Source organism: Rothia sp. HMSC062F03 (assembly GCF_001836905.1).
Lineage (GTDB): Bacteria > Actinomycetota > Actinomycetes > Actinomycetales > Micrococcaceae > Rothia > Rothia mucilaginosa_A.
Genome location: NZ_KV830861.1, coordinates 230,670 through 252,241 on the forward strand (window position 1 = coordinate 230,670; position 21,572 = coordinate 252,241).

Consider the following 21,572-nt stretch of genomic DNA (forward strand, 5'->3'; position numbering starts at 1 on the left):
CTTCAGAAACTTACAGAAAGAGATTAGGACCGATATGTCCAACGAATCTTCGCTTGGTTTGATGCGAATTGGCCTCGCCACCGCCGACGACATCCGTCGTTGGTCCTTTGGTGAGGTTAAGAAGCCCGAGACCATCAACTACCGTACCCTGAAGCCCGAGAAGGACGGTCTCTTCGACGAGCGTATCTTCGGCCCCACCAAGGACTGGGAGTGCTACTGCGGTAAGTACAAGCGCGTGCGCTTCAAGGGCATTGTGTGTGAGCGCTGTGGCGTTGAGGTGACCCGTTCCAAGGTGCGTCGCGAGCGCATGGGCCACATTGAGCTGGCCGCTCCCGTGACCCACATTTGGTACTTCAAGGGTGTTCCTTCCCGTCTGGGCTACCTGCTGGATCTGGCTCCGAAGGACCTGGAGAAGGTCATTTACTTCGCTGCGTACATGATTACCAGCGTTGACGAGGATGCTCGTCACGAGGATCTGCCGATGCTGCAGGCTGCTCACGACCGTGAGAAGCAGGAGCTTGAGGCTGCTCTGAACGCTGACGTGAACGCTATTAGCCGTGAGGTTGAGTCCGAACTGGCTCGTATCGAGGCAGAGGGCGGTAAGGCTGCTGAGAAGCGCAAGCTGCGCGATAACGCTGAGCGTCAGCTTGCCTCCGTGCGTAAGCGCTACGAGCGCGAGGTTGCTCACCTGGAGAACGTGTGGGAGCGTTTCAAGTCCCTGAAGGTCGCTGACCTCGAGGGTAACGAAGCTCTGTACCGTTCCATGGTGGACAAGTACGGCATGTACTTTGAGGGTGCCATGGGCGCCGAGGCTATCAAGAAGCGTCTGGAGTCTTTCGACCTGGAAGCTGAGGCCGAGGCTCTCAAGGAGATCATTCAGACCGGTAAGGGCCAGAAGAAGACCCGTGCCCTGAAGCGTCTGAAGGTTGTTAACGCCTTCCTAACCACCAACAACTCCCCGCTGGGTATGGTTCTGGACGTTGTTCCGGTCATCCCGCCGGAGCTGCGCCCGATGGTTCAGCTGGACGGTGGCCGCTTTGCGACCTCCGACCTGAACGACCTGTACCGTCGTGTGATCAACCGTAACAACCGTCTGAAGCGTCTGCTGGAGCTGGGCGCTCCCGAGATCATCGTGAACAACGAGAAGCGTATGCTGCAGGAAGCTGTGGACTCGCTCTTCGACAACGGCCGTCGTGGCCGTCCGGTGACCGGCCCCGGCAACCGTCCCCTGAAGTCTCTGTCGGACATGCTCAAGGGTAAGCAGGGTCGTTTCCGTCAGAACCTGCTGGGTAAGCGCGTGGACTACTCCGGTCGTTCCGTGATTGTGGTTGGTCCGCAGCTGCAGATGCACCAGTGTGGTCTGCCCAAGCAGATGGCGCTGGAGCTCTTCAAGCCCTTCGTCATGAAGCGTCTGGTGGAGCTGAGCCACGCTCAGAACATTAAGAGCGCTAAGCGCATGGTTGAGCGTTTCCGCCCGCAGGTTTGGGACGTTCTGGAAGAGGTTATCGCCGAGCACCCCGTGCTGCTGAACCGTGCACCTACCCTGCACCGCCTCGGTATTCAGGCATTTGAGCCGAAGCTGGTTGAGGGTAAGGCTATCCAGCTGCACCCGCTGGTTTGCTCCGCGTTCAACGCTGACTTCGATGGTGATCAGATGGCAGTTCACCTGCCGTTGTCTCCCGAGGCCCAGGCTGAGGCTCGTATCCTCATGCTGTCCTCGAACAACATCCTGAAGCCGTCGGATGGCCGTCCCGTGGCCGTTCCTTCGCAGGATATGATCATCGGTCTGTACCACCTGACCACTCCTCGCGATGGTCAGAAGAACGAGGGCCACGCTTTCTCATCGGTTTCTGAGGCTCTGATGGCGATGGATCGTCACGAGATTGAGCTGTACACCAAGGTGAAGATCCTGCTGGACGGCGACCAGTTCGTTGCTCCCGAAGGTTGGGAAGCTCCCGAGGGCTACAAGCCCGGCGACCCCGTGTTGCTGGACTGCACCGTTGGCCAGGTCCTGTTCAACCAGGCTCTGCCGAAGGACTACCCCTGGTTCACCGGTGTGGCAGACAAGAAGGGTCTGGGTAGCCTGATTAACGATCTGGCTGAGCGTTACCCGATGGATGTTGTGGCTCGTGCCCTGGATAACCTGAAGAACGCGGGTTTCTACTGGGCATCCCGTTCGGGCGTGACCGTGGCTGTTTCCGATATTGCTACTCCCTCTGAGAAGCCGGCAATTATGGAGCGCTACGAGAAGCAGGCTGCTGCAATTGAGGACGACTTCGAGATTGGTACCATCGATGACGAAGAGCGTCGTCAGGAGCTGATTAAGGTTTGGACCGAGGCTACCGACGTGGTTGCAGAGGCTATGCGTGAGAACTTGAGCTCTCACGGTGGTCTGAACACCATTTACCGTATGGTGACCTCCGGTGCACGTGGTAACTGGATGCAGGTCCGTCAGATTGCGGGTATCCGTGGTCTGGTGTCGAACCCGAAGGGTGAGATTATGCCTCGCCCGATTAAGTCCTCGTACCGTGAGGGCCTGTCGGTTCTGGAGTACTTCATCGCGACCCACGGTGCACGTAAGGGTCTGGCTGATACCGCGCTGCGTACCGCTAACTCGGGTTACCTGACTCGTCGTCTGGTGGACGTTTCGCAGGACGTTATCGTTCGCGAGCACGACTGTGGCACTCGCCGCGGTCTGATGCTCCCGCTGGTTGACGCCGACGGCAACCTGCACCCGGACGTTGAGACTTCGATTCACGGTCGTACCCTCGCGGTGGACGTGAAGGACGAGGCTGGCAACGTTTTGGCTGAGGCTGGCGCTGACGTTTCCGATGAGCTCATCGAGAAGCTGTTCAAGGCTGGTGTGAAGGAGCTGCGTGTCCGCTCGGTTCTGACCTGTGAGTCGGCTATCGGCGTGTGCGCACTGTGCTACGGCCGTTCGATGGCTTCGAACGTTCTGGTCGACATTGGTGAGGCTGTTGGTATTATTGCGGCTCAGTCGATTGGTGAGCCCGGTACCCAGCTGACCATGCGTACCTTCCACACCGGTGGTGTGGCATCGGCAGACGATATTACCCAGGGTCTGCCCCGTATTCAGGAGCTGTTCGAGGCCCGTACCCCCAAGGGTGTCGCCCCGATTTCTGAGGTGTCCGGTCGCGTGACCATTGAGGACACTGAGAAGTCCTACAAGATTGTGGTGACCCCGGACGATGGTTCTGAGCCTCAGGCCTACACCGTTCTGCGTCGTGCGGCTTCTAAGCTGCAGAATGGCGACCACGTTCAGGTTGGCGATCAGCTGGCTACCGGTTCTGTTGATCCGAAGGAGGTTCTGCGTATTCGTGGTCCTCGTGAGGCTCAGAAGCACCTGGTGAGCGAGGTTCAGGGCGTGTACAAGTCGCAGGGTGTGGAAATCCACGACAAGCACGTTGAGGTTATTGTTCGCCAGATGCTCCGTCGCGTGACCGTGATTGAGTCCGGTGATACCGATCTGCTGCCTGGTGAGCTGGTTGATAACATTGCTTTCCAGACTGCTAACCGCAAGGCACTGGTTGAGGGTAAGAAGCCCGCAGCTGGCCGTCCGGAAATGATGGGTATTACCAAGGCTTCGCTGGCTACCGAGTCCTGGCTGTCGGCGGCCTCCTTCCAGGAGACCACCCGCGTCCTGACTCAGGCAGCTATGGAGGCTAAGACCGACCCGCTGCTCGGCCTGAAGGAGAACGTGATCATCGGTAAGCTGGTTCCTGCCGGTACCGGTCTGGCACGTTACAACGATATTGAGGTTGAGCCGAGCGCTCAGGCTACCGCTGAGCGTCTGCAGTCTCTGGACACCTTCGGCGGCGGTTACCCGAGCGCTTTCCAGATCGACAGCGAGGTGTACTCCTACGGTAACAACGGCGGTTTCCGCGCCGTTTCGCTGGACGAGTACGGCCGTGGCCTGGAGCTCTAAGCTTCCTGCTGCTCGCTAGGTCTGAAGCCTAAGCATTCATAAAAGCGCGGATACTCGAGATTTCTCTCGGGTATCCGCGCTTTTGCATATTCGCGTGTGGGTGGGGTATGAGAGAGAAGGAACCCAGGCTTTTCTAATCACGATGGTTGTGGCAGTGGTTGAGGCTTTTGTGAATCCTGTCTTTAAGATTTGATATGGGTGCGCGTTGCGTTCGTTGTTTCTCCAAAATATTTTGGGAGAATCTCAGTAGAAACAGAATTTACACAGAGAGAAAAATTCTCTCGATTGCAAATTTTTGCAGTGGGGGAGAGCGGTTAGGTTTACTGGGTTTACTAGAGTAAACACCCCTTTATAAACCATTCATTCGTTTTTGTTGAGCAATATAAAGAATATATATTCTTGTATATTAGGATGCTTGGGTGATTGGAAAACGCTCTGACTTGGATTTACTCTTGAAGGCATGCATATCACTCCAGTCACTTCCGGATCGGGGAGAAATATCTTCACCCTGCATACTTCCGGTATCACTCCGTGTCCCTCGTTCCAACAGGTATTTGCGTCCTCGTCGGCAACGAAGGCCAAGAACTCTCTGTTTTCACGACTCGTCATGCCCAAGCGATCTCTGGCACGTGTGGGCGCCGCCTGCCTGATTGCCGCCTCCGCAATTTTGCCTTCCGGTCAGATAGCCGGGGCGGCCCCCGCAGCTCAAGCCTCCCAAGCCACGCCCTACCTCGTGGGTGCCGGCGCAGCCGATATTACCGGTGAACCCGGCGAGGTCGGTTTCATGGGCTACGGTGAGACCTCCCAGAAGGGCAGTGGCGTGCATACCCGTCAGTATGCTCGCGCCTTTATTGCTGTTGACCGTGCCAGCGGTCAGCGTAACCTCATCGTGGTGTTGGATGCTCTCACCGGCTGGCAGTCTCTCCGAGATGAGCTGGTCAAGCGTATCCGCGCCGAGTATGGATCTGAATACTCGGAATCGAACATCATGATTACCGCAACTCATACGCATGCCACCCCGGGCGGCATTACCCATCAGAGCCTGTACAACATCACGACCCTGGGATTCCACCAGGACACCTTTAATGCCCAGGTTGAGGGAACCATGAAGGCCGTGCGTCAGGCAACGAAGGATCTGGCCCCGGGCAACCTGACGGTCTCGACCTCTAAACTCACGGGCGTGGGTGTGAACCGTTCGCGCGAGGCTTATAATCGAGATTCGCAGGAGCTGCGTTCCAAGCTTCCGAACGGTACCGACCCGACTAACATGACCCTGCGTCTGGAGCGTAACGGTAAGACTCGCGCGGTGCTGAATTGGTACGCGTTGCACCCGACCTCTCTGACCTCGAAGAATACCCTGATTTCAAGCGATAACAAGGGCTACGCCGAGTATCTGCTGGAGAACCAGGATCACGGCATTGACCGTAATGTCCCGGGTAGCGGAGATGGTTTTGTGGCCGCTTTTGCCAATGCAAACGCCGGTGACGTTTCTCCGAATACGTGGCTCAAGCCGGGTCAGGGGCCCACCAAGGATGACCATCAGAACCTGAAGATTCAGGGGCAGAAGCAGGCAGATGCCGTGCGTGCCCAGCTCAAGAGCGCAGGTAACTCGGTAGGCACCGGCCTGGATTCGCGAATCTCCTACTTCAACTTCTCAGGTATGAACGTTGACGCAAAGTACACCGGAACCGGCCGTAACGAACGCACCTGTCAGGGATTCTTGGGCACCGCTTTTGGTGCCGGCTCGACCGAAGATGGCGGTGGCGGCTGGGATGTGTATAAGGAAGGTTCCGGACGTCCCTCGATTTTGGGATTCCTTGCTTTTACTCCGAGCTCCGCTCAGATTAGCTGTCAGAAACCGAAGGGTGTCCTCTTCTCTGCTAAAAATGGAACGATCATTCAGGAGAAGTTCCCCGTTCAGATTATGCGTTTCGGTGACTACTACCTGCTCGGTATGCCGGGCGAATTTACCGGCGCGGTGGGCGTGCAGTATCGTCAGGATGCCGCGAAGCTCTTCGGTGTGCCCGAGTCGCATATTATCCTGCAGGGGTACACCAACGCCTATGACCACTACGTGACGACCCCCGAGGAGTACGATTCGCAGCAGTACGAGGGCGGCGCAACCCTCTTTGGTCGTTATACCTCCAGCGCTTTCCGCCAGACGATTAACGAAGTGGGTACCTCCCTGAAGAACGGTACTTCTCTGAGTATCGGCGATCGTCCGCAGGATCGTCGACCGGTCTCCAGCGCTCAGGGCAAGGTCGTCTATGACAGCCCGATGTTTGGCACGCGATACGGGCAGGTCACTCAGCAGCCGCAGGACGCTATTGCCGGTCGGCAGGAGGTTTCCGCGCGCTTTGTCGGCGCTCACCCGAATAACAATATTCATCACGACGGTAGCTACTTCGTGATTGAGCGTCGAGAGGGCAATACGTGGAAGTACTACACGGGCGATAACAACCCGGATACCTTCTACGAGTGGAAGCGCATGGGTATTGCCGCCTCGCAGGTGACGGTTCGTTGGAAGGTTCCCTCGAATACCCCAAAGGGCCAGTACCGCATTCGTTATTTCGGCACCGCAAAGAAGATTACGGGTGCGAAGACCAACTTTGAAGGTCAGACTCGCCAGTTCCAGGTTGTCTAAATACTGGCAGCAACGGGATTGGGCGACGCTTGCGCCTTTGCCGGTACATGAGAAGTCGCCAAGAACTCGGGTTCTTGGCGACTTTTCGTATATTCGTATAACGGGGTGTCGGGGTGATGCCGTGGGAGTTGATAAGGACAGAATTGCAAGCATGTAATTTAAGTGGTGCAAATCACCGGAAACTGCCTTCAATATCTGCTTAAAAGTGGAAAATCCGCGCAGTCCCGCTAGATTAAGCCGAGTTTAACCTGTATAGTCTTATGCGAAGTACTTGAGCTCGGTGTACTGGATCCACCCTTGGTGGGTTCCCTCGGGACTTTCCGAGGATACGGGCAAACGAATCAATGGCAGTATGGATACCGTCCTTTGGCGTTGCTTTTTGCTGACGCCTAAATGCCATTTTTACGTGTGCCCAAAAACTTTTCGTCTTCGGATGAAAGATGAAAAGGAAACAGAACTCGCCGAGAGTTGAGGAACCTATAGAAACCAACCGGAGTGCCCAGTGCACCCGAGCGTTTCTGATAACCGAGAGCACCCATCCACCGCGATGGGGGCCAGTAAGTTTATACGGGCTTCTCCAACGAGAAACCCGATCAAGCAACGGAGAAAACGTGCCTACTATTCAGCAGCTGGTCCGTAAGGGCCGGACTCCCAAGGTCGTTAAGACCAAGGCGCCCGCACTGAAGGGCAACCCCATGAAGCGTGGCGTGTGCACCCGTGTGTACACCACCACCCCGAAGAAGCCGAACTCGGCACTGCGTAAGGTCGCTCGTGTCAAGCTCAACGGCGGCGTCGAGGTTACCGCATACATCCCCGGTGAGGGCCACAACCTGCAGGAGCACTCGATTGTGCTCGTTCGCGGTGGTCGTGTGAAGGACCTCCCCGGTGTTCGCTACAAGATTGTTCGTGGCGCTCTGGATACCCAGGGTGTTAAGGGTCGCGGCCAGGCTCGCTCCCGCTACGGCGCTAAGAAGGAGAAGAAGTAATGCCTCGTAAGGGTCCCGCTCCCAAGCGTCCCCTCGTAAACGATCCTGTTTACGGTTCTGCGCTGGTCACTCAGCTGATCAACAAGGTTCTGCTGGACGGTAAGAAGTCCGTCGCAGAGCGCATCGTCTACGGTGCCCTCGAGGGCGTCGAGAAGAAGACCGGTTCCGATCCGGTCGCAACCCTGAAGAAGGCTATGGACAACATCAAGCCTTCTCTCGAGGTTCGCTCCCGCCGCGTTGGCGGTGCAACCTACCAGGTTCCGGTTGAGGTTCGCCCCGGCCGTTCCACCGCTCTGGCTCTTCGCTGGCTCGTTGGCTTCTCCAAGCAGCGCCGCGAGAAGACCATGACTGAGCGTCTGATGAACGAGATCCTGGATGCGTCCAACGGTCTCGGTGCCGCTGTGAAGCGTCGCGAGGACACTCACAAGATGGCCGAGTCCAACAAGGCCTTCGCACACTACCGCTGGTAATTCTCCGTTTAGAGCCTGCCGAGTCGATTCGAGTCGGCAGGCTTTCGGAGTATCTCATTTAGGGAGAATAACGTGGCACTTGACGTGTTCACCGACCTTAACAAGGTCCGCAACATCGGTATTATGGCGCACATCGACGCCGGTAAGACCACCACCACTGAGCGCATTCTGTTCTACACCGGTATTAACCACAAGATCGGTGAGACCCACGACGGCGCTTCCACCATGGACTGGATGGCTCAGGAGCAGGAGCGAGGTATCACCATTACCTCCGCAGCAACCACCTGCTTCTGGAAGGGCAACCAGATCAACATTATCGACACCCCCGGCCACGTCGACTTCACCGTTGAGGTTGAGCGCTCCCTGCGCGTCCTCGACGGCGCAGTTGCTGTGTTCGACGGCAAGGAAGGTGTTGAGCCCCAGTCTGAGACCGTTTGGCGTCAGGCTGACAAGTACGACGTCCCCCGTATCTGCTTCGTCAACAAGATGGACAAGATGGGCGCGGACTTCTACTTCACCGTTCAGACCATCATCGACCGCCTGGGCGCTCGCCCGCTGGTCCTCCAGCTCCCCATCGGTGCTGAGAGCGACTTCATCGGCGTTGTCGACCTGCTCGAGATGAAGGCATATGTGTGGCCCGGCGACGCCAAGGGCGACGTGACCATGGGTGCCTCCTACGAGGTTCAGGACATTCCTGCTGACCTGGTTGAGAAGGCTGAGCAGTACCGCTCCGAGCTGGTGGAGGCTGTTGCCGAGTCCAGCGAAGAGCTCATGGAGAAGTACCTCGAAGAGGGCGAGCTGACCATCCCCGAGATCAAGGCTGGTATCCGCCAGCTCGTGATCGCAGGCGAGGCATTCCCCGTTCTCTGCGGTTCTGCATTCAAGAACCGCGGTGTTCAGCCCATGCTGGACGCCGTGATTGATTACCTGCCCTCCCCGCTGGACGTTCCGGACGTCGTCGGCTCCAACCCCTCCAACGAGGAAGAGAAGCTGACCCGTAAGGCATCCGCTGACGAGCCCTTCGCAGCACTGGCATTCAAGGTCGCAGCTCACCCGTTCTACGGTCAGCTGACCTACACCCGCGTGTACTCCGGTGTGGCAGCTCAGGGCCAGCAGGTTCTGAACTCCACCAAGGGTAAGAAGGAGCGTATCGGTAAGCTCTTCCAGATGCACTCCAACAAGGAGAACCCTGTTGAGGAGATCACCGCAGGTCACATTTACGCAGCAATCGGTCTGAAGGACACCACCACCGGTGACACCCTGTGCGACCCCGCACACCCGATTGTTCTCGAGTCGATGACCTTCCCCGACCCCGTGATCTTCGTGGCTATTGAGCCCAAGACCAAGGGCGACCAGGAGAAGATGTCCACCGCTATCCAGAAGCTCTCCGCTGAGGACCCCACCTTCACCGTTTCGCTGAACGAAGAAACCGGTCAGACCGAAATCGGTGGTATGGGTGAGCTGCACCTGGACATCATCGTCGACCGTATGAAGCGCGAGTTCAAGGTCGAGGCTAACGTTGGTAAGCCTCAGGTTGCATACCGCGAGACCATCAAGAAGGCAGTCGAGAAGGTCGACTACACCCACAAGAAGCAGACCGGTGGTTCCGGTCAGTTCGCAAAGGTGCAGGTCTCCTTCGAGCCCCTGCCCCTGGACGGCGAAGTGCTGTACGAGTTCGAGGACAAGGTCACCGGTGGCCGCGTTCCTCGCGAGTACATCCCCTCGGTCGACGCTGGTATCCAGGACGCCATGAAGTTCGGTGTCCTCGCTGGCTACCCGATGGTGGGCGTGAAGGCAACCCTGCTCGACGGTGCTTACCACGACGTCGACTCCTCCGAAATGGCGTTCAAGATCGCTGGTTCGATGGTCTTCAAGGAAGGCGCTAAGCGCGCTAACCCGGTCCTGCTCGAGCCGCTGATGGACGTTGAGGTTCGTACCCCCGAGGAGTACATGGGCGACGTGATTGGCGACCTGAACTCCCGCCGTGGCCAGGTTCGTTCCATGGAGGACGCATCCGGCGTTAAGATCATCAAGGCTATCGTGCCCCTGACCGAGATGTTCGGTTACATTGGCGACCTGCGTGGTAAGACCCAGGGTCGTGCAGTGTTCTCGATGGCATTCGATAGCTACGGCGAGGTTCCCAAGAACGTCGCTGACGAGATCATCCAGAAGAGCCGCGGCGAGTAATTCTCGCGACTCACCCGTGGGCCACGGGGTAAAACCCGTGGCCCACAGCGAAATTTTTCCATTAAATCCATCATTGAGAGCATGGACAGTTTCATCTCTGCGGTGTAATCCGCTATTGTAGACGCTAGACCGTTTTATAACGGGATGCGCCGGAGTGAAGATCCGCGTGCATGTTTTCAATCGTTCTAGGAGGAACACTCTTGGCTAAGGCTAAGTTCGAGCGCTCCAAGCCTCACGTTAACGTCGGTACCATTGGTCACGTTGACCACGGTAAGACCACCCTGACCGCAGCAATCTCCAAGGTTCTGGCTGACAAGTACCCGGACCTGAACGAGAAGCGCGACTTCGGTATGATCGACTCCGCTCCCGAGGAGCGCCAGCGCGGTATTACCATTAACATTGCTCACATCGAGTACCAGACCGAGAAGCGCCACTACGCACACGTTGACGCTCCCGGCCACGCTGACTACGTCAAGAACATGATTACCGGTGCGGCTCAGATGGACGGCGCAATCCTCGTGGTTGCTGCTACCGACGGCCCCATGGCACAGACCCGCGAGCACGTTCTGCTCGCTCGCCAGGTTGGCGTCCCCACCCTGCTGGTTGCACTGAACAAGGCAGACATGGTTGACGACGAAGAGCTCCTCGACCTCGTCGAGATGGAGGTCCGTGACCTCCTCTCCTCGCAGGAGTTCGACGGCGACAACGCCCCTGTCATTCGCGTTTCCGCACTGAAGGCTCTCGAAGGCGATCCCGAGTGGGTTGCTAAGATCGAGGAGCTCATGGACGCAGTCGACACCTACATCCCGGACCCCGTGCGTGAGAAGGACAAGCCCTTCCTCATGCCCATCGAGGACGTCTTCACCATCACCGGTCGTGGCACCGTGGTGACCGGCCGTGCAGAGCGCGGTACCCTGAAGCTGAACTCCGAGGTCGAGATCGTTGGTATCCGCCCGATCCAGAAGACCACCGTTACCGGTATCGAGATGTTCCACAAGCAGCTCGACGAGGCATGGGCAGGCGAGAACTGTGGTCTGCTGCTGCGTGGTCTGAAGCGCGACGATGTTGAGCGTGGTCAGGTTGTCGTGGAGCCGGGCTCCATCACCCCCCACACCGAGTTCGAGGCAAACGTCTACATCCTCTCCAAGGATGAGGGTGGCCGTCACAACCCCTTCTACTCCAACTACCGTCCTCAGTTCTACTTCCGTACCACTGACGTGACCGGCGTTATCACCCTCCCCGAGGGCACCGAGATGGTTATGCCCGGTGACAACACCGAGATGACCGTTGACCTGATTCAGCCCATCGCAATGGAAGAGGGCCTCGGCTTCGCTATCCGTGAGGGTGGCCGCACCGTTGGTTCGGGTCGCGTTACCAAAATCATCAAGTAATTGCCGTAAACTTTACGACAATTCGCTGGTGACCTGCCGGAGGGTTTTCCCCTCCACCAGGTAGCGATACTTAAGGACCCCCGCAGTTTTGCGGGGGTCCTTTTGTTATGCCCAGAACCGGTCTCGTAGTGGTCTTGCCATAGCACCTAGACAAAATCGTAGGCCGACCAGCGCAGGACCGGGCCGGATAACCCCCTCACGGTACCCGAGCATTTAGAAGGGACCACACAGAAAAATACGGGGGAAGAAAATCTAGAAGAAGAGCAACGGGGCTGAGGACAGGCCACGAAAGTGCGCGGGGCTTCGGAAACGTTCTGCCCTGTGACCGCAGACCTTGCTAGTTGTTCCTCGTCGCAATGGGGGATGGCGGAAGCGACAAAGAAGCGGCCCTCAGCCGTATGAAGCTGAGGGCCGCTTGAAGGTGGGGCGCCTTGGAAAACACGGCTTACCGTGACTTCTCAGGGCGTTAGCGAGGCAACGTCACTACGCCGAACGCCCGTCCCCTTCAGGAACGGAGTAGCCGCCACCGAGAGGCGGGGTCTGCGCCGGCGGAATAGACTGGCTATTCACCGATTGTGGTGCCTGCCCGCTGGGAGACTGCCCAACATATCCCTCGGCCGGGGGAAGAGCGGTAGCTTGAGAAACCGGAGTCTGCTCCACCGGAGTCGACGGGACGCCGCTGTCATCCTGGTGGCCACTTTGACGGGCAAGGAGCCTCCAAATGACGCCGGCAATAAGAATCACCGAGATGATGAGCAGGAAGAGCGGGTTGAGACCATTGAGCGAAATGGCAAGATCCACCGTCACCAGTACGGCCGATACGTATGCCCACGCCTTGGGGAGTACAAGACCGGCCAAGAGGGTCAGGCCAATGCCCAGTACGAGGAGGATAACGTCAGGGCCCCCGGTCGGAATTCTCCAAAGAACCAGCGTCAGGAGCGCCTGAAGACCCAGAGCGCAGTACAGGAGAGTAGACGACACCTGTTCATTGACGGGACGATGCGCTGCCAAATTCTTGAAAACACCAACCGCAGCGATGGCGAGAACAATCAAGAGGGCAATCTCCAGCACCAGGACGATGCGAGGTGCATCAGAATAATGCAGCATCAGCCGGGAGATAGAGAGGCAGAAAGCCGTCGTTGCGATGGTAGGTACCTGCTCCACTCGGCATACGGACATCAGACACAGCGTGCTTAGACCCCATAGGAGGGCGTTGAGCTCTACGTGAGTGGAGCTTAGCAGGCCCATTAGCGTGGCGAAATAGAGTACGCCCAGTGCGGGAACCATCAGCAGATAGTTGATCGGACCAAAAATACCCTGAGCCAGGGGGAGACGGGGCGCAAACTGCGAGGTGGGTGCAGGCAGGGGACCGTGCATCGGAAGAACAATGTTCCTAGAGCCCGCCTGGACGACTATGGAAGGACGTACGTTAGGATGCAGAACGGGATTCTCTCGGGGGATGAGGACCTTCAATACCCACAGAATAACGACAGCCAGAAGTGCGGAGTAGCCGAAGAACTCGGCGTGGTCCGAAGGAGCCGGAACCCCGGAGACATTCCAGAGAGCAGTGATACAGAACGTGCTCACGCTCAGAGAAGCACCGGGCTGTAGGTACGGAACCTTCAGAGCAACGCCAACACCCCAGACAGCAATCAGCAGAGCCGGAGCACCGACGGAGAGAAGGGGATCCTCAAGATATAGCAGGCCGCCGGTGAAAGCGCTGTAGCAGGCCGCCACCGTAAAGACTCCCGTCGCGATGTATAGCTCGGCAATGCGGCGAGTGCGGGCATAGAGGAGAACACTGTACAGGGTTTGCGCAGCCATTAGAGCAACGAAGAAGAAATGGACGACCATCGTCTTCACATCGTTATTCATGGACAGAAGCAATAGCGACCAGCAGATAGGCAGACGAGAGACAGTCAGAATCTCGGTGCGGATTGCTGAACGAGGGGGCAACATAAGACCGAGCGCCGCGTATAGCACGGTGATCAAAGTCGGGAGAACAGCGACCCACAGCGTGTACCCGGCGATATCCAAGGTACCTGTTATCACCGTGGCGAGGGCGCTACGGTAGTACAGGGTCCCGACCAAGCCGATCAGAAGAAGCCCATAGAGACCAATACGCGTCAGAACCAGCAGGGTGTAGCGCATATCGTCGCGGTTTGAAATGCCGAAGATACGCCCCAACAGCAGAATAGCCAAAAGGCTGAGTAGAAGAAGCGCTGCAGAGAACATACCGAAGTAGGCCCAGAAATGCTGGGCAATCGTCTTGACGGTAATGTCCACGAACATCGAGGCGAGCAACGACAGAGAACCAAGGAACAGGTAAGCCAGCCCCTCGGGGGTTCTCCGTAGACCCGGGATCCCCTGAATCTCAGCGGAGGGAAGAGCGAAGATGAGCAGGCCCGCAAGTGCAAATACAAGCGCGAAGACCAGACGCATCTCGATGGGCTGCATGTCAGGGAAGAGGGTCGTCGCAAGCAGGAAGAAACCTAGCGCATACCCGAGGGTACTCATCATGGATCCCGCGAAGCGTAGTTTGATGTCGCTGCGGCTCAAAATGTAGATGATGGTAGATGCGCCAAAGAAGAGGTAGAAATCGCCCTGGGTGTTCCCATTCGCGATATTGATCAAGAGGGCGATGCAGGGGAGAAGTGCCGAGAGGGACAGCAACGCCATCGGCCGAAGAGCCTTACGGTAGGTCAGGCAGCTGATCAGATAGAAGATACCGATACCCCAGGAAGCGGGGAAGATCGTGTGGGGGGTCTGCACGTACGGTAGAAGCTCGGCCCAGCCGCTTTCTACATAGGGGGAAGCTATGGCGAGGGCGGCTACAAACGCACAAGAAAGGAGGATGAGACCGAAGCCTGCGTCGTAGGTAGGAAGCCACTCGAACTTCTCGCGAGGCAACTGAGCAGCAGAAGAGCTCCAAGGAATCTTGGATACCGTAGCCTCTTGATGCTGGGTGGGGAGTTGCGCATTAGCCATAGTGCGCACGCGGGGGACGAAGACGTACACAGAAACAATGTTGGTGACGAGTACGGTAATCGCAAAAATCGAGGGAGTCCAGACAATTTGGTTCAACCCATCAGCAAATGCCAGGACAGCAATAAGCGGGTAGATTCGTGCCTGAACAAAGTAGTCGATCTTCCCCTCCATGCACAGGAAGAGGATAGCGTGGACAGACATCACCGTGAAGGCGATACCCATGTCCAGAGAGGACATCTCATAGGTAAAGAAGAAAATGGACGCCGCGGTGACCGGAACAAAAATTCGTGATGAATCAACGAGACCTTCGCGGATACCCCGTGGAGCGGCTTCGGGAACAAAGTGAAGTACGAGTCCCAAGACAATCGCTACGACCGTGAGGACAATGAAGTACCAAACGAAGGGGAGCTCAACCACCCTCGTGGCGGCCAACGAATCTGAAATAAAGAAAGAAATTAGGAGATAACCCATGACACGGTTACGCATCAGAGTACATGCTCCAATAATTGCGGCGGTACCAATCAGAGAAGTGATAAGCCAGATGAAACGGCCCTGATCCCAGATACCGAGGATATACGTGGCAATACCCGTGAGGGGGATGAAAGCCAAGCCGGTCGCCGTAAAGGAATAGGAAGCGATGCGCAGACGCTTCACGAAACGGTAGGTCAACAGGCCCGCACCGTAAAAGACAACGGCCCCCAACGCTAACGCGAGGACGCGAATCAGCGCCGTCTCGTCGGTCGAGGAAGTAACCGAAGTAATGAAAAGGGCAGCAGCTCCAATGAGCAGAAGCGAACCGATGTACAGAACAATATTGAGGAAGAGGTCCTCGTTCATCCGCTGAGGATGCGGTGTTTGATGAGAGTACATTTCTCCGCGGGTGACCTGCGATGGTGCAGGGGAGGGAGGGAACGGTGCTTGCTCGTTATAGGGTTGGTTGATGGGGGAGTGCGTGTGACTGGGTGCCCGGTGAGGTTGTGTCGGCTGAGACATGATTTCTCCTTAGGCTAAGTGGTACTTCTACCATACGAGTACTATTAGGCTTGAAAGCTATATTTCGGGGTATAAACTGCATGGAAAATACTGAAAGTAGGTTTAGAAGTCTCTGTGAAGGACACACCGGGCGATGATGTCTGGTTACGGAGAGGGACAGGAAGGTCTTTTAAGTGTTCTTAACCACTTAATGAACGTTGACATTGCGAAAACCCCCGAATATTTGAGAGAATTGACGACGTTGTCAAAGTGTCTATCTGTATCAGATAGGCCCACGTATGACCCGGTCCGAAGGATGACGGGACGAGTTTGTCTAGAATATAGACGACACGCCCGAGTTCGGGGGTCGGTACTCAGGCGGGGTGAGGAACCCGGCAAGGCCGGATTCAGTCCGTTCTGGGTGGCGCACGTGATGAATATATCGCGTTCCTTAAGCGCTATAACAAAGGAGCAAAAGCTCCGATACAGGGAATACATCAAGAAAGAGAGTCCGACAGATGGCGGGACAGAAAATCCGCATCCGTCTGAAGTCCTATGACCACGAGGTCATCGATTCTTCGGCACGGAAAATCGTCGAAACGGTAAAGGGCGCAGGCGCAACTGTAGTTGGCCCCGTGCCGCTGCCGACCGAGAAGAACGTTTACTGTGTTATCCGTTCTCCCCACAAGTACAAGGACAGCCGCGAGCACTTCGAGATGCGTACGCACAAGCGTCTGATCGACGTTGTTGATCCGACCCCCAAGGCTGTTGATGCCCTCATGCGTCTCGACCTGCCGGCAGACGTAAACATCGAGATCAAGCTGTAGAGGATCGCATCTAATGACTAACAAATTCGAGCGCCAGGTGAAGGGCCTGCTGGGCACCAAGCTCGGCATGACCCAGGTCTGGGACGAGGACGGCAAGTTTGTGCCCGTCACCGTCGTCAAGGCTGATTCTAACGTTGTTACCCAGATCCGTAACCAGGAGACTGACGGCTACGAAGCTGTTCAGATTGGTTTCGGTGCAATCGACTCTCGCAAGGTTACCAAGCCCCTGGCTGGTCACTTCGAGAAGGCCGGTGTTACCCCCCGTCGTCACATTGTCGAGCTGCGTACCGCAGATGCTTCTGAGTATTCCCTCGGTCAGGAACTGACCGTTGAGCTCTTCGAAGCAGGCCAGAAGGTCGACGTCGTTGGCAAGACCAAGGGTAAGGGCTTCGCAGGTGTTATGAAGCGTCACGGCTTCAAGGGTGTTGGCGCGTCTCACGGTCAGCACAAGAACCACCGCAAGCCCGGTTCCATCGGTGGCGCATCCTACCCCGCACGCGTGTTCAAGGGTATGCGCATGGCTGGCCGTATGGGCGCAGCACGTCACACTACCTTGAACCTGACTATCCAGGGTGTGGACGCAGAGAACAATGTCCTGCTGATCAAGGGCGCAATCCCCGGTCCCAAGGGCGGCGTTGTTCTGGTTCGTACCGCTGTGAAGGGAGCCTAATACATCATGGCTGTTAAGACCCTTAAGGTAGACCTGCCCGCAGAGATTTTCGACGCGCAGGCATCCGTGCCCCTGCTGCACCAGGTTGTCGTTGCACAGCTCGCAGCAGCACGTCAGGGCACCCACAAGGCTAAGAACCGCGGCGAGGTTTCCGGTGCAGGCCGTAAGCCCTTCAAGCAGAAGGGTACCGGTAACGCACGTCAGGGCTCCATCCGTGCACCGCACATGACTGGCGGTGGCGTTGTTCACGGTCCGACTCCGCGTAACTACGCACAGCGCACCCCCAAGAAGATGATCGCCGCTGCATTGCGCGGTGCTCTCTCTGACCGCGCTCGTCACGACCGCGTCCACGTTGTCGAGAACTTCATCTCCGGTGAGACCCCCTCGACCAAGGCTGCAAAGGCTGCATTCGCAGCTATCACCGAGCGCAAGAACATCCTTCTTGTGATTGCTCGTGCAGAGGACGTTGTGGCTCTGTCCGCACGTAACCTGGAGAATGTCCACGTTCTGTACGTCGACCAGCTCAACACCTACGATGTGCTGGTTTCGGACGACGTGGTCTTCACCAAGGCAGCATTCGACGCATTCGTTGCTGCAGCTCAGAAGAAGGAGGGCGCTAAGTAATGAGCGTTTCCACCAAGTCTGTATACGACGTGATCATTGCTCCCGTCGTTTCCGAGAAGAGCTACGGTCAGCTCGACGAAGGTAAGTACACCTTCGAGGTCGCTACCGATTCCAACAAGCTGGAAATCAAGCAGGCCATCGAGAAGATCTTTGACGTCAAGGTTGCTTCCGTCAACACCATCAACCGTCAGGGCAAGCGCAAGCGCACCCGTTTCGGTTGGGGCGCTCGCAAGAACACCAAGCGTGCGATTGTGACCCTCAAGGAAGGCACCATCGACATCTTCGGCGGTCCGCAGGCATAAGCCCCGCGGAGACCACTTTAACGAAGGAAGAAATATCTAAATGGGTATTCGTAAGTACAAGCCGACGACCCCGGGTCGCCGCGGTTCGAGCGTTGCTGATTTCGCAGAGATCACCCGCTCCACCCCGGAGAAGTCCCTGCTTCGTCCGCTTCACAAGACCGGCGGCCGTAACAACACCGGCCGCATCACCACCCGTCACAAGGGTGGCGGCCACAAGCGCCAGTACCGTCTGATCGACTTCCGTCGTCACGACAAGGACGGCGTGAACGCACGCGTTGCACACATCGAGTACGATCCCAACCGTACCGCACGCATCGCACTGCTGCACTACGTCGATGGTTCCAAGCGTTACATCATCGCTCCGAACAAGCTCGCTCAGGGCGACATCGTCGAGTCCGGTCCCGCAGCTGACATCAAGCCCGGCAACAACCTGCCCCTGCGCAACATCCCGGTTGGTACCGTGATTCACTGCGTCGAGCTCCGCCCCGGTGGCGGCGCAAAGCTGGCACGTTCCGCTGGTGCTTCTGTCCAGCTGGTTGCTAAGGAAGGCAAGTACGGCCAGCTCCGTCTGCCCTCCGGCGAAATCCGCAACGTGGATGTTCGCTGCCGCGCAACCGTGGGCGAGGTCGGCAACGCCGAGCAGTCCAACATCAACTGGGGTAAGGCTGGCCGCAACCGCTGGAAGGGCATCCGCCCGACCGTCCGTGGTGTGGTTATGAACCCGGTTGACCACCCGCACGGTGGTGGTGAAGGTAAGACCTCCGGTGGTCGTCACCCGGTTAACCCCAACGGTAAGCCCGAGGGTCGTACCCGCCGTCCCAACAAGGAAAGCGACAAGCTCATCGTTCGTCGCCGTCGTACTGGCAAGAAGCGCTAAGGAGCCTGAAACATGCCTCGTAGTTTGAAGAAGGGCCCTTTCGTTGATCAGCACCTCTACCTGAAGGTTGCAGCTCAGAACGAGAAGGGCACCAAGAACGTAATTAAGACTTGGTCGCGTCGCTCGATGATTATCCCCGACATGCTCGGTCACACCATCGCAGTGTACGACGGTCGCAAGCACGTGCCGGTGTTCATCACCGAGTCGATGGTTGGTCACAAGCTCGGTGAGTTTGCTCCGACCCGCACTTTCCGCAGCCATGTGAAGGACGACCGTAAGGGCAAGCGTCGCTAATCGGTTCATACCGATAAGCTAACGTTTCCCTTTCGGCAATAGACGAAAGAGAGATAGGCAATGGAAGCCAAGGCATCAGCGCGTTTCGTTCGCGTTACGCCTATGAAGGCCCGCCGTGTCGTCAACCTGATCCGTGGTAAGCAGGCGGAAGAGGCTCTGGCGATTCTGAAGTTTGCCCCCCAGGCAGCTTCGGAACCGGTATACAAGATCGTTGCTTCGGCAGTAGCTAACGCTCGTCAGAAGGCAACCCAGCAGGGTCTGCCCTTCCGCGAGGAAGAGCTGTTCATCAGCGAAGCATTCGTGAACGAGGGCCCGACCATGAAGCGCATTCAGCCCCGCGCTCAGGGTCGTGCATACCGAATCAACAAGCGCACCAGCCACATCACCGTGGTAGTTGCTACCCCGGAGAAGGAGGAGGACCGCTAAATGGGTCAGAAAATTCACCCGAACGGTTTCCGACTGGGCATCACCACTGACCACGTCTCCAAGTGGTTCGCTGATTCCAACAAGCCCGGCGAGCGTTACGCAGACTTCGTCCGTGAGGACGTGAAGATCCGCGAGCTGCTGGCAAAGAACCTGGATCGCGCAGGCGTTGCAAAGGTCGAGATCGAGCGTACCCGTGACCGCGTGCGTGTGGACATCCACACCGCTCGTCCCGGTATCGTGATTGGCCGTCGTGGCGCAGAAGCAGACCGCATCCGCGGCGAGCTCGAGAAGCTCACCGGCAAGCAGATTCAGCTGAACATCCTCGAGGTTGCTAACCCCGACCTCTCCGCTCAGCTGGTTGCACAGAGCATCGCAGAGCAGCTCGCATCGCGTGTTGCATTCCGCCGTGCAATGAAGAAGGCAATCCAGTCCGCACAGCGTGCAGGCGCAAAGGGTATCCGTATCCAGTGCTCCGGCCGTCTGGGTGGCGCTGAAATGTCCCGTTCCGAGTTCTACCGCGAAGGCCGTGTGCCCCTGCACACCCTGCGCGCGAACATCGACTACGGCTTCTTCGAGGCCAAGACCACCTTCGGCCGCATCGGTGTGAAGGTCTGGATCTACAAGGGCGACCTGACCGACAAGGAGCTGGCAGCTCAGCAGGCAGCAAACAACCGCCGTGGCAACCGCCGCGATGGTGACCGCCGCCGCCAGGGCAACCGTGGTCCTCGTCGCGAGCGCCGCAACGAGAACGCTTCGGCAAAGGTCGAGGCCAAGACTGCAGAGAACGGTGAGGCATAAATGCTTATTCCCCGTCGAGTAAAGTACCGTAAGCAGCACCACCCCAAGCGTAGTGGTCTCGCAAAGGGCGGCACCGAGGTTAGCTTCGGTGAGTGGGGCATCCAGGCCCTGACCCCCGCATACGTGACCAACCGTCAGATTGAGGCTGCACGTATCGCAATGACCCGTCACATCAAGCGTGGCGGTAAGGTCTGGATCAACATTTACCCGGACCGCCCCCTGACCAAGAAGCCCGCCGAAACCCGTATGGGTTCCGGTAAGGGTTCGCCCGAGTGGTGGGTCGCAAATGTCAAGCCGGGTCGAGTCATGTTTGAACTCGCCGGTGTGTCCGAAGAGGTGGCTCGCGAGGCAATGCGCCTGGCAATCCACAAGCTCCCGATGAAGGCACGTATTGTGCGTCGCCGTGAAGGTGGTGAATAAGCGAGATGGCAGTAGGCTCCAAGGACCTGAGCATCGAGAAGCTCGCAGCACTCTCTAACGAGGATCTGGCTGCAAAGCTGAGCGAAGCGAAGAAGGAACTCTTCAACATCCGCTTCCAGGAAGTCACCGGTCAGGCTAATGCAGGTCGTCGCCGCACTATTAAGCGCGACATCGCACGTATCTACACCGTGCTGCGTGAGCGCGAGCTCGGTATTCGTCCCGCAACTGAAGGTGAGTCCAAGTGAGTGAAGTAAAGAACGAAGAGCGCGGCTACCGTAAGACCCGCCGCGGCTACGTTGTCTCCGACAAGATGGACAAGACCGTTGTCGTCGAGGTCGAGGACCACGTGAAGCACGCTCTGTACGGCAAGGTTGTTCGCCGTAGCTCCAAGATCAAGGCACACGATGAGCAGAACACTGCAGGCATCGGTGACCTCGTTCTGATTGCAGAGACCCGTCCGCTGTCCGCTTCCAAGCGTTGGCGCGTCGTGGAGATTCTGGAGAAGGCTAAGTAAGCCTTTCCGCAGAATCATCTGCTAGAGCAATAATGGCCCCTTCCCCACAACTGTGGGGGAGGGGCCATTGCTATACCCCGGGATGAGAAACATCGCGAGCTAAAGAACGTCATATTTGGAGATTGGTCGTCATATATAGAAACAGTACTTTTGCCGGGGCCGGCTTTCTGTAGAGCATAAATAATGATCTGACCTGGATAAATATGGGAAAAAGGCAGATTTGACGGGCAGTAGAT

General features: G+C 57.3%; 18 protein-coding genes. 17 read left to right on the top strand and 1 reads right to left on the bottom strand.

The features are described from left to right. The first annotated feature begins 34 nt into the window (after positions 1-34). From HMPREF2674_RS00970 to tuf, 6 genes are all read left to right on the top strand, one after another. Positions 35-3,946 (top strand): DNA-directed RNA polymerase subunit beta', encoded by a 3,912-nt coding sequence (locus tag HMPREF2674_RS00970; protein ID WP_070824580.1) that lies wholly within the window; start codon positions 35-37, stop codon positions 3,944-3,946. A gap of 607 nt (positions 3,947-4,553) precedes the next feature. Continuing rightward, entirely contained in the window at positions 4,554-6,590 is a 2,037-nt protein-coding gene (locus HMPREF2674_RS00975) for a neutral/alkaline non-lysosomal ceramidase N-terminal domain-containing protein (protein WP_070824581.1), read from the top strand. Positions 6,591-7,201: 611 nt separating this feature from the next. Continuing rightward, positions 7,202-7,576: a 30S ribosomal protein S12 gene (gene rpsL / locus HMPREF2674_RS00980; protein WP_005504939.1), complete on the top strand. Its 375-nt coding sequence runs from the start codon at positions 7,202-7,204 to the stop codon at positions 7,574-7,576. Beyond that, entirely contained in the window at positions 7,576-8,046 is a 471-nt protein-coding gene (gene rpsG / locus HMPREF2674_RS00985; protein ID WP_005504941.1) for a 30S ribosomal protein S7, read from the top strand. Before rpsL ends, rpsG begins: the two co-directional genes overlap by 1 nt. A gap of 72 nt (positions 8,047-8,118) precedes the next feature. After that, positions 8,119-10,233 carry an elongation factor G gene (gene fusA, locus HMPREF2674_RS00990; protein WP_049343392.1) on the top strand — a complete coding sequence of 705 codons (2,115 nt, stop codon included), beginning with the start codon at positions 8,119-8,121 and terminating at the stop codon, positions 10,231-10,233. Positions 10,234-10,433: 200 nt separating this feature from the next. Then, positions 10,434-11,624: an elongation factor Tu gene (tuf, locus tag HMPREF2674_RS00995; protein WP_049331906.1), complete on the top strand. Its 1,191-nt coding sequence runs from the start codon at positions 10,434-10,436 to the stop codon at positions 11,622-11,624. Positions 11,625-12,107: 483 nt separating this feature from the next. On the opposite strand, the gene HMPREF2674_RS01000 is transcribed toward tuf, so the two are convergent. Further along, positions 12,108-15,605: a Fe2+/Zn2+ uptake regulation protein gene (locus HMPREF2674_RS01000; protein ID WP_141761772.1), complete on the bottom strand. Its 3,498-nt coding sequence runs from the start codon at positions 15,603-15,605 to the stop codon at positions 12,108-12,110. 497 nt (positions 15,606-16,102) lie between these two features. Here HMPREF2674_RS01000 and rpsJ point away from each other — a divergent pair, with 497 nt between their 5' ends. Genes rpsJ through rpsQ form a run of 11 tightly spaced genes read left to right on the top strand, consistent with a single transcriptional unit; the run spans position 16,103 to position 21,336 of the window. Next, positions 16,103-16,411 (top strand): 30S ribosomal protein S10, encoded by a 309-nt coding sequence (gene rpsJ, locus HMPREF2674_RS01005; protein ID WP_004005287.1) that lies wholly within the window; start codon positions 16,103-16,105, stop codon positions 16,409-16,411. A gap of 13 nt (positions 16,412-16,424) precedes the next feature. Then, entirely contained in the window at positions 16,425-17,081 is a 657-nt protein-coding gene (gene rplC / locus HMPREF2674_RS01010; protein WP_005504955.1) for a 50S ribosomal protein L3, read from the top strand. Between the two features lie 6 nt (positions 17,082-17,087). Next, positions 17,088-17,705, top strand: a complete 618-nt coding sequence (gene rplD, locus HMPREF2674_RS01015) for a 50S ribosomal protein L4 (protein WP_049331907.1) — start codon at positions 17,088-17,090, stop codon at positions 17,703-17,705. Further along, positions 17,705-18,007, top strand: a complete 303-nt coding sequence (rplW, locus tag HMPREF2674_RS01020) for a 50S ribosomal protein L23 (protein ID WP_005504959.1) — start codon at positions 17,705-17,707, stop codon at positions 18,005-18,007. The genes rplD and rplW overlap by 1 nt, the downstream gene beginning before the upstream one ends. 40 nt (positions 18,008-18,047) lie before the next feature. After that, on the top strand, positions 18,048-18,884 hold the full coding sequence (gene rplB / locus HMPREF2674_RS01025; RefSeq protein ID WP_049331908.1) for a 50S ribosomal protein L2: 837 nt from the start codon (positions 18,048-18,050) through the stop codon (positions 18,882-18,884). Between the two features lie 12 nt (positions 18,885-18,896). After that, the gene (rpsS, locus tag HMPREF2674_RS01030) at positions 18,897-19,178 is read left to right on the top strand and encodes a 30S ribosomal protein S19 (RefSeq protein WP_004005282.1); all 282 of its coding nucleotides are present in this window, start codon (positions 18,897-18,899) and stop codon (positions 19,176-19,178) included. A gap of 60 nt (positions 19,179-19,238) precedes the next feature. Continuing rightward, positions 19,239-19,604, top strand: coding sequence for a 50S ribosomal protein L22 (gene rplV / locus HMPREF2674_RS01035; protein ID WP_005504964.1), 366 nt, complete (start codon positions 19,239-19,241; stop codon positions 19,602-19,604). After that, positions 19,605-20,402 (top strand): 30S ribosomal protein S3, encoded by a 798-nt coding sequence (rpsC, locus tag HMPREF2674_RS01040; protein ID WP_049331911.1) that lies wholly within the window; start codon positions 19,605-19,607, stop codon positions 20,400-20,402. Next, positions 20,403-20,822: a 50S ribosomal protein L16 gene (gene rplP / locus HMPREF2674_RS01045; protein ID WP_049331913.1), complete on the top strand. Its 420-nt coding sequence runs from the start codon at positions 20,403-20,405 to the stop codon at positions 20,820-20,822. A 5-nt stretch (positions 20,823-20,827) separates the two neighbouring features. Beyond that, positions 20,828-21,067 carry a 50S ribosomal protein L29 gene (rpmC, locus tag HMPREF2674_RS01050; RefSeq protein ID WP_049331915.1) on the top strand — a complete coding sequence of 80 codons (240 nt, stop codon included), beginning with the start codon at positions 20,828-20,830 and terminating at the stop codon, positions 21,065-21,067. Further along, a complete protein-coding gene (rpsQ, locus tag HMPREF2674_RS01055; RefSeq protein ID WP_049331917.1) occupies positions 21,064-21,336 on the top strand; it encodes a 30S ribosomal protein S17 in 273 nt (90 codons plus the stop codon). The genes rpmC and rpsQ overlap by 4 nt, the downstream gene beginning before the upstream one ends. The last annotated feature ends 236 nt before the right edge of the window (positions 21,337-21,572 follow it).

Excerpts from the sequence above, each read along its gene's own strand:
- rplP (WP_049331913.1), top strand. The coding sequence starts at position 20,403 with ATGCTTATTCCCCGTCGAGTAAAGTACCGTAAGCAGCACCACCCCAAG.
- rplV (WP_005504964.1), top strand. The coding sequence starts at position 19,239 with ATGGAAGCCAAGGCATCAGCGCGTTTCGTTCGCGTTACGCCTATGAAG.
- rpsG (WP_005504941.1), top strand. The coding sequence starts at position 7,576 with ATGCCTCGTAAGGGTCCCGCTCCCAAGCGTCCCCTCGTAAACGATCCT.
- rplW (WP_005504959.1), top strand. The coding sequence starts at position 17,705 with ATGAGCGTTTCCACCAAGTCTGTATACGACGTGATCATTGCTCCCGTC.
- HMPREF2674_RS00975 (WP_070824581.1), top strand. The coding sequence starts at position 4,554 with ATGCCCAAGCGATCTCTGGCACGTGTGGGCGCCGCCTGCCTGATTGCC.
- rpsC (WP_049331911.1), top strand. The coding sequence starts at position 19,605 with ATGGGTCAGAAAATTCACCCGAACGGTTTCCGACTGGGCATCACCACT.
- HMPREF2674_RS01000 (WP_141761772.1), bottom strand. The coding sequence starts at position 15,605 with ATGTCTCAGCCGACACAACCTCACCGGGCACCCAGTCACACGCACTCC.
- HMPREF2674_RS00970 (WP_070824580.1), top strand. The coding sequence starts at position 35 with ATGTCCAACGAATCTTCGCTTGGTTTGATGCGAATTGGCCTCGCCACC.
- rplB (WP_049331908.1), top strand. The coding sequence starts at position 18,048 with ATGGGTATTCGTAAGTACAAGCCGACGACCCCGGGTCGCCGCGGTTCG.
- rpsJ (WP_004005287.1), top strand. The coding sequence starts at position 16,103 with ATGGCGGGACAGAAAATCCGCATCCGTCTGAAGTCCTATGACCACGAG.
- rplC (WP_005504955.1), top strand. The coding sequence starts at position 16,425 with ATGACTAACAAATTCGAGCGCCAGGTGAAGGGCCTGCTGGGCACCAAG.
- rpsS (WP_004005282.1), top strand. The coding sequence starts at position 18,897 with ATGCCTCGTAGTTTGAAGAAGGGCCCTTTCGTTGATCAGCACCTCTAC.
- rplD (WP_049331907.1), top strand. The coding sequence starts at position 17,088 with ATGGCTGTTAAGACCCTTAAGGTAGACCTGCCCGCAGAGATTTTCGAC.
- rpmC (WP_049331915.1), top strand. The coding sequence starts at position 20,828 with ATGGCAGTAGGCTCCAAGGACCTGAGCATCGAGAAGCTCGCAGCACTC.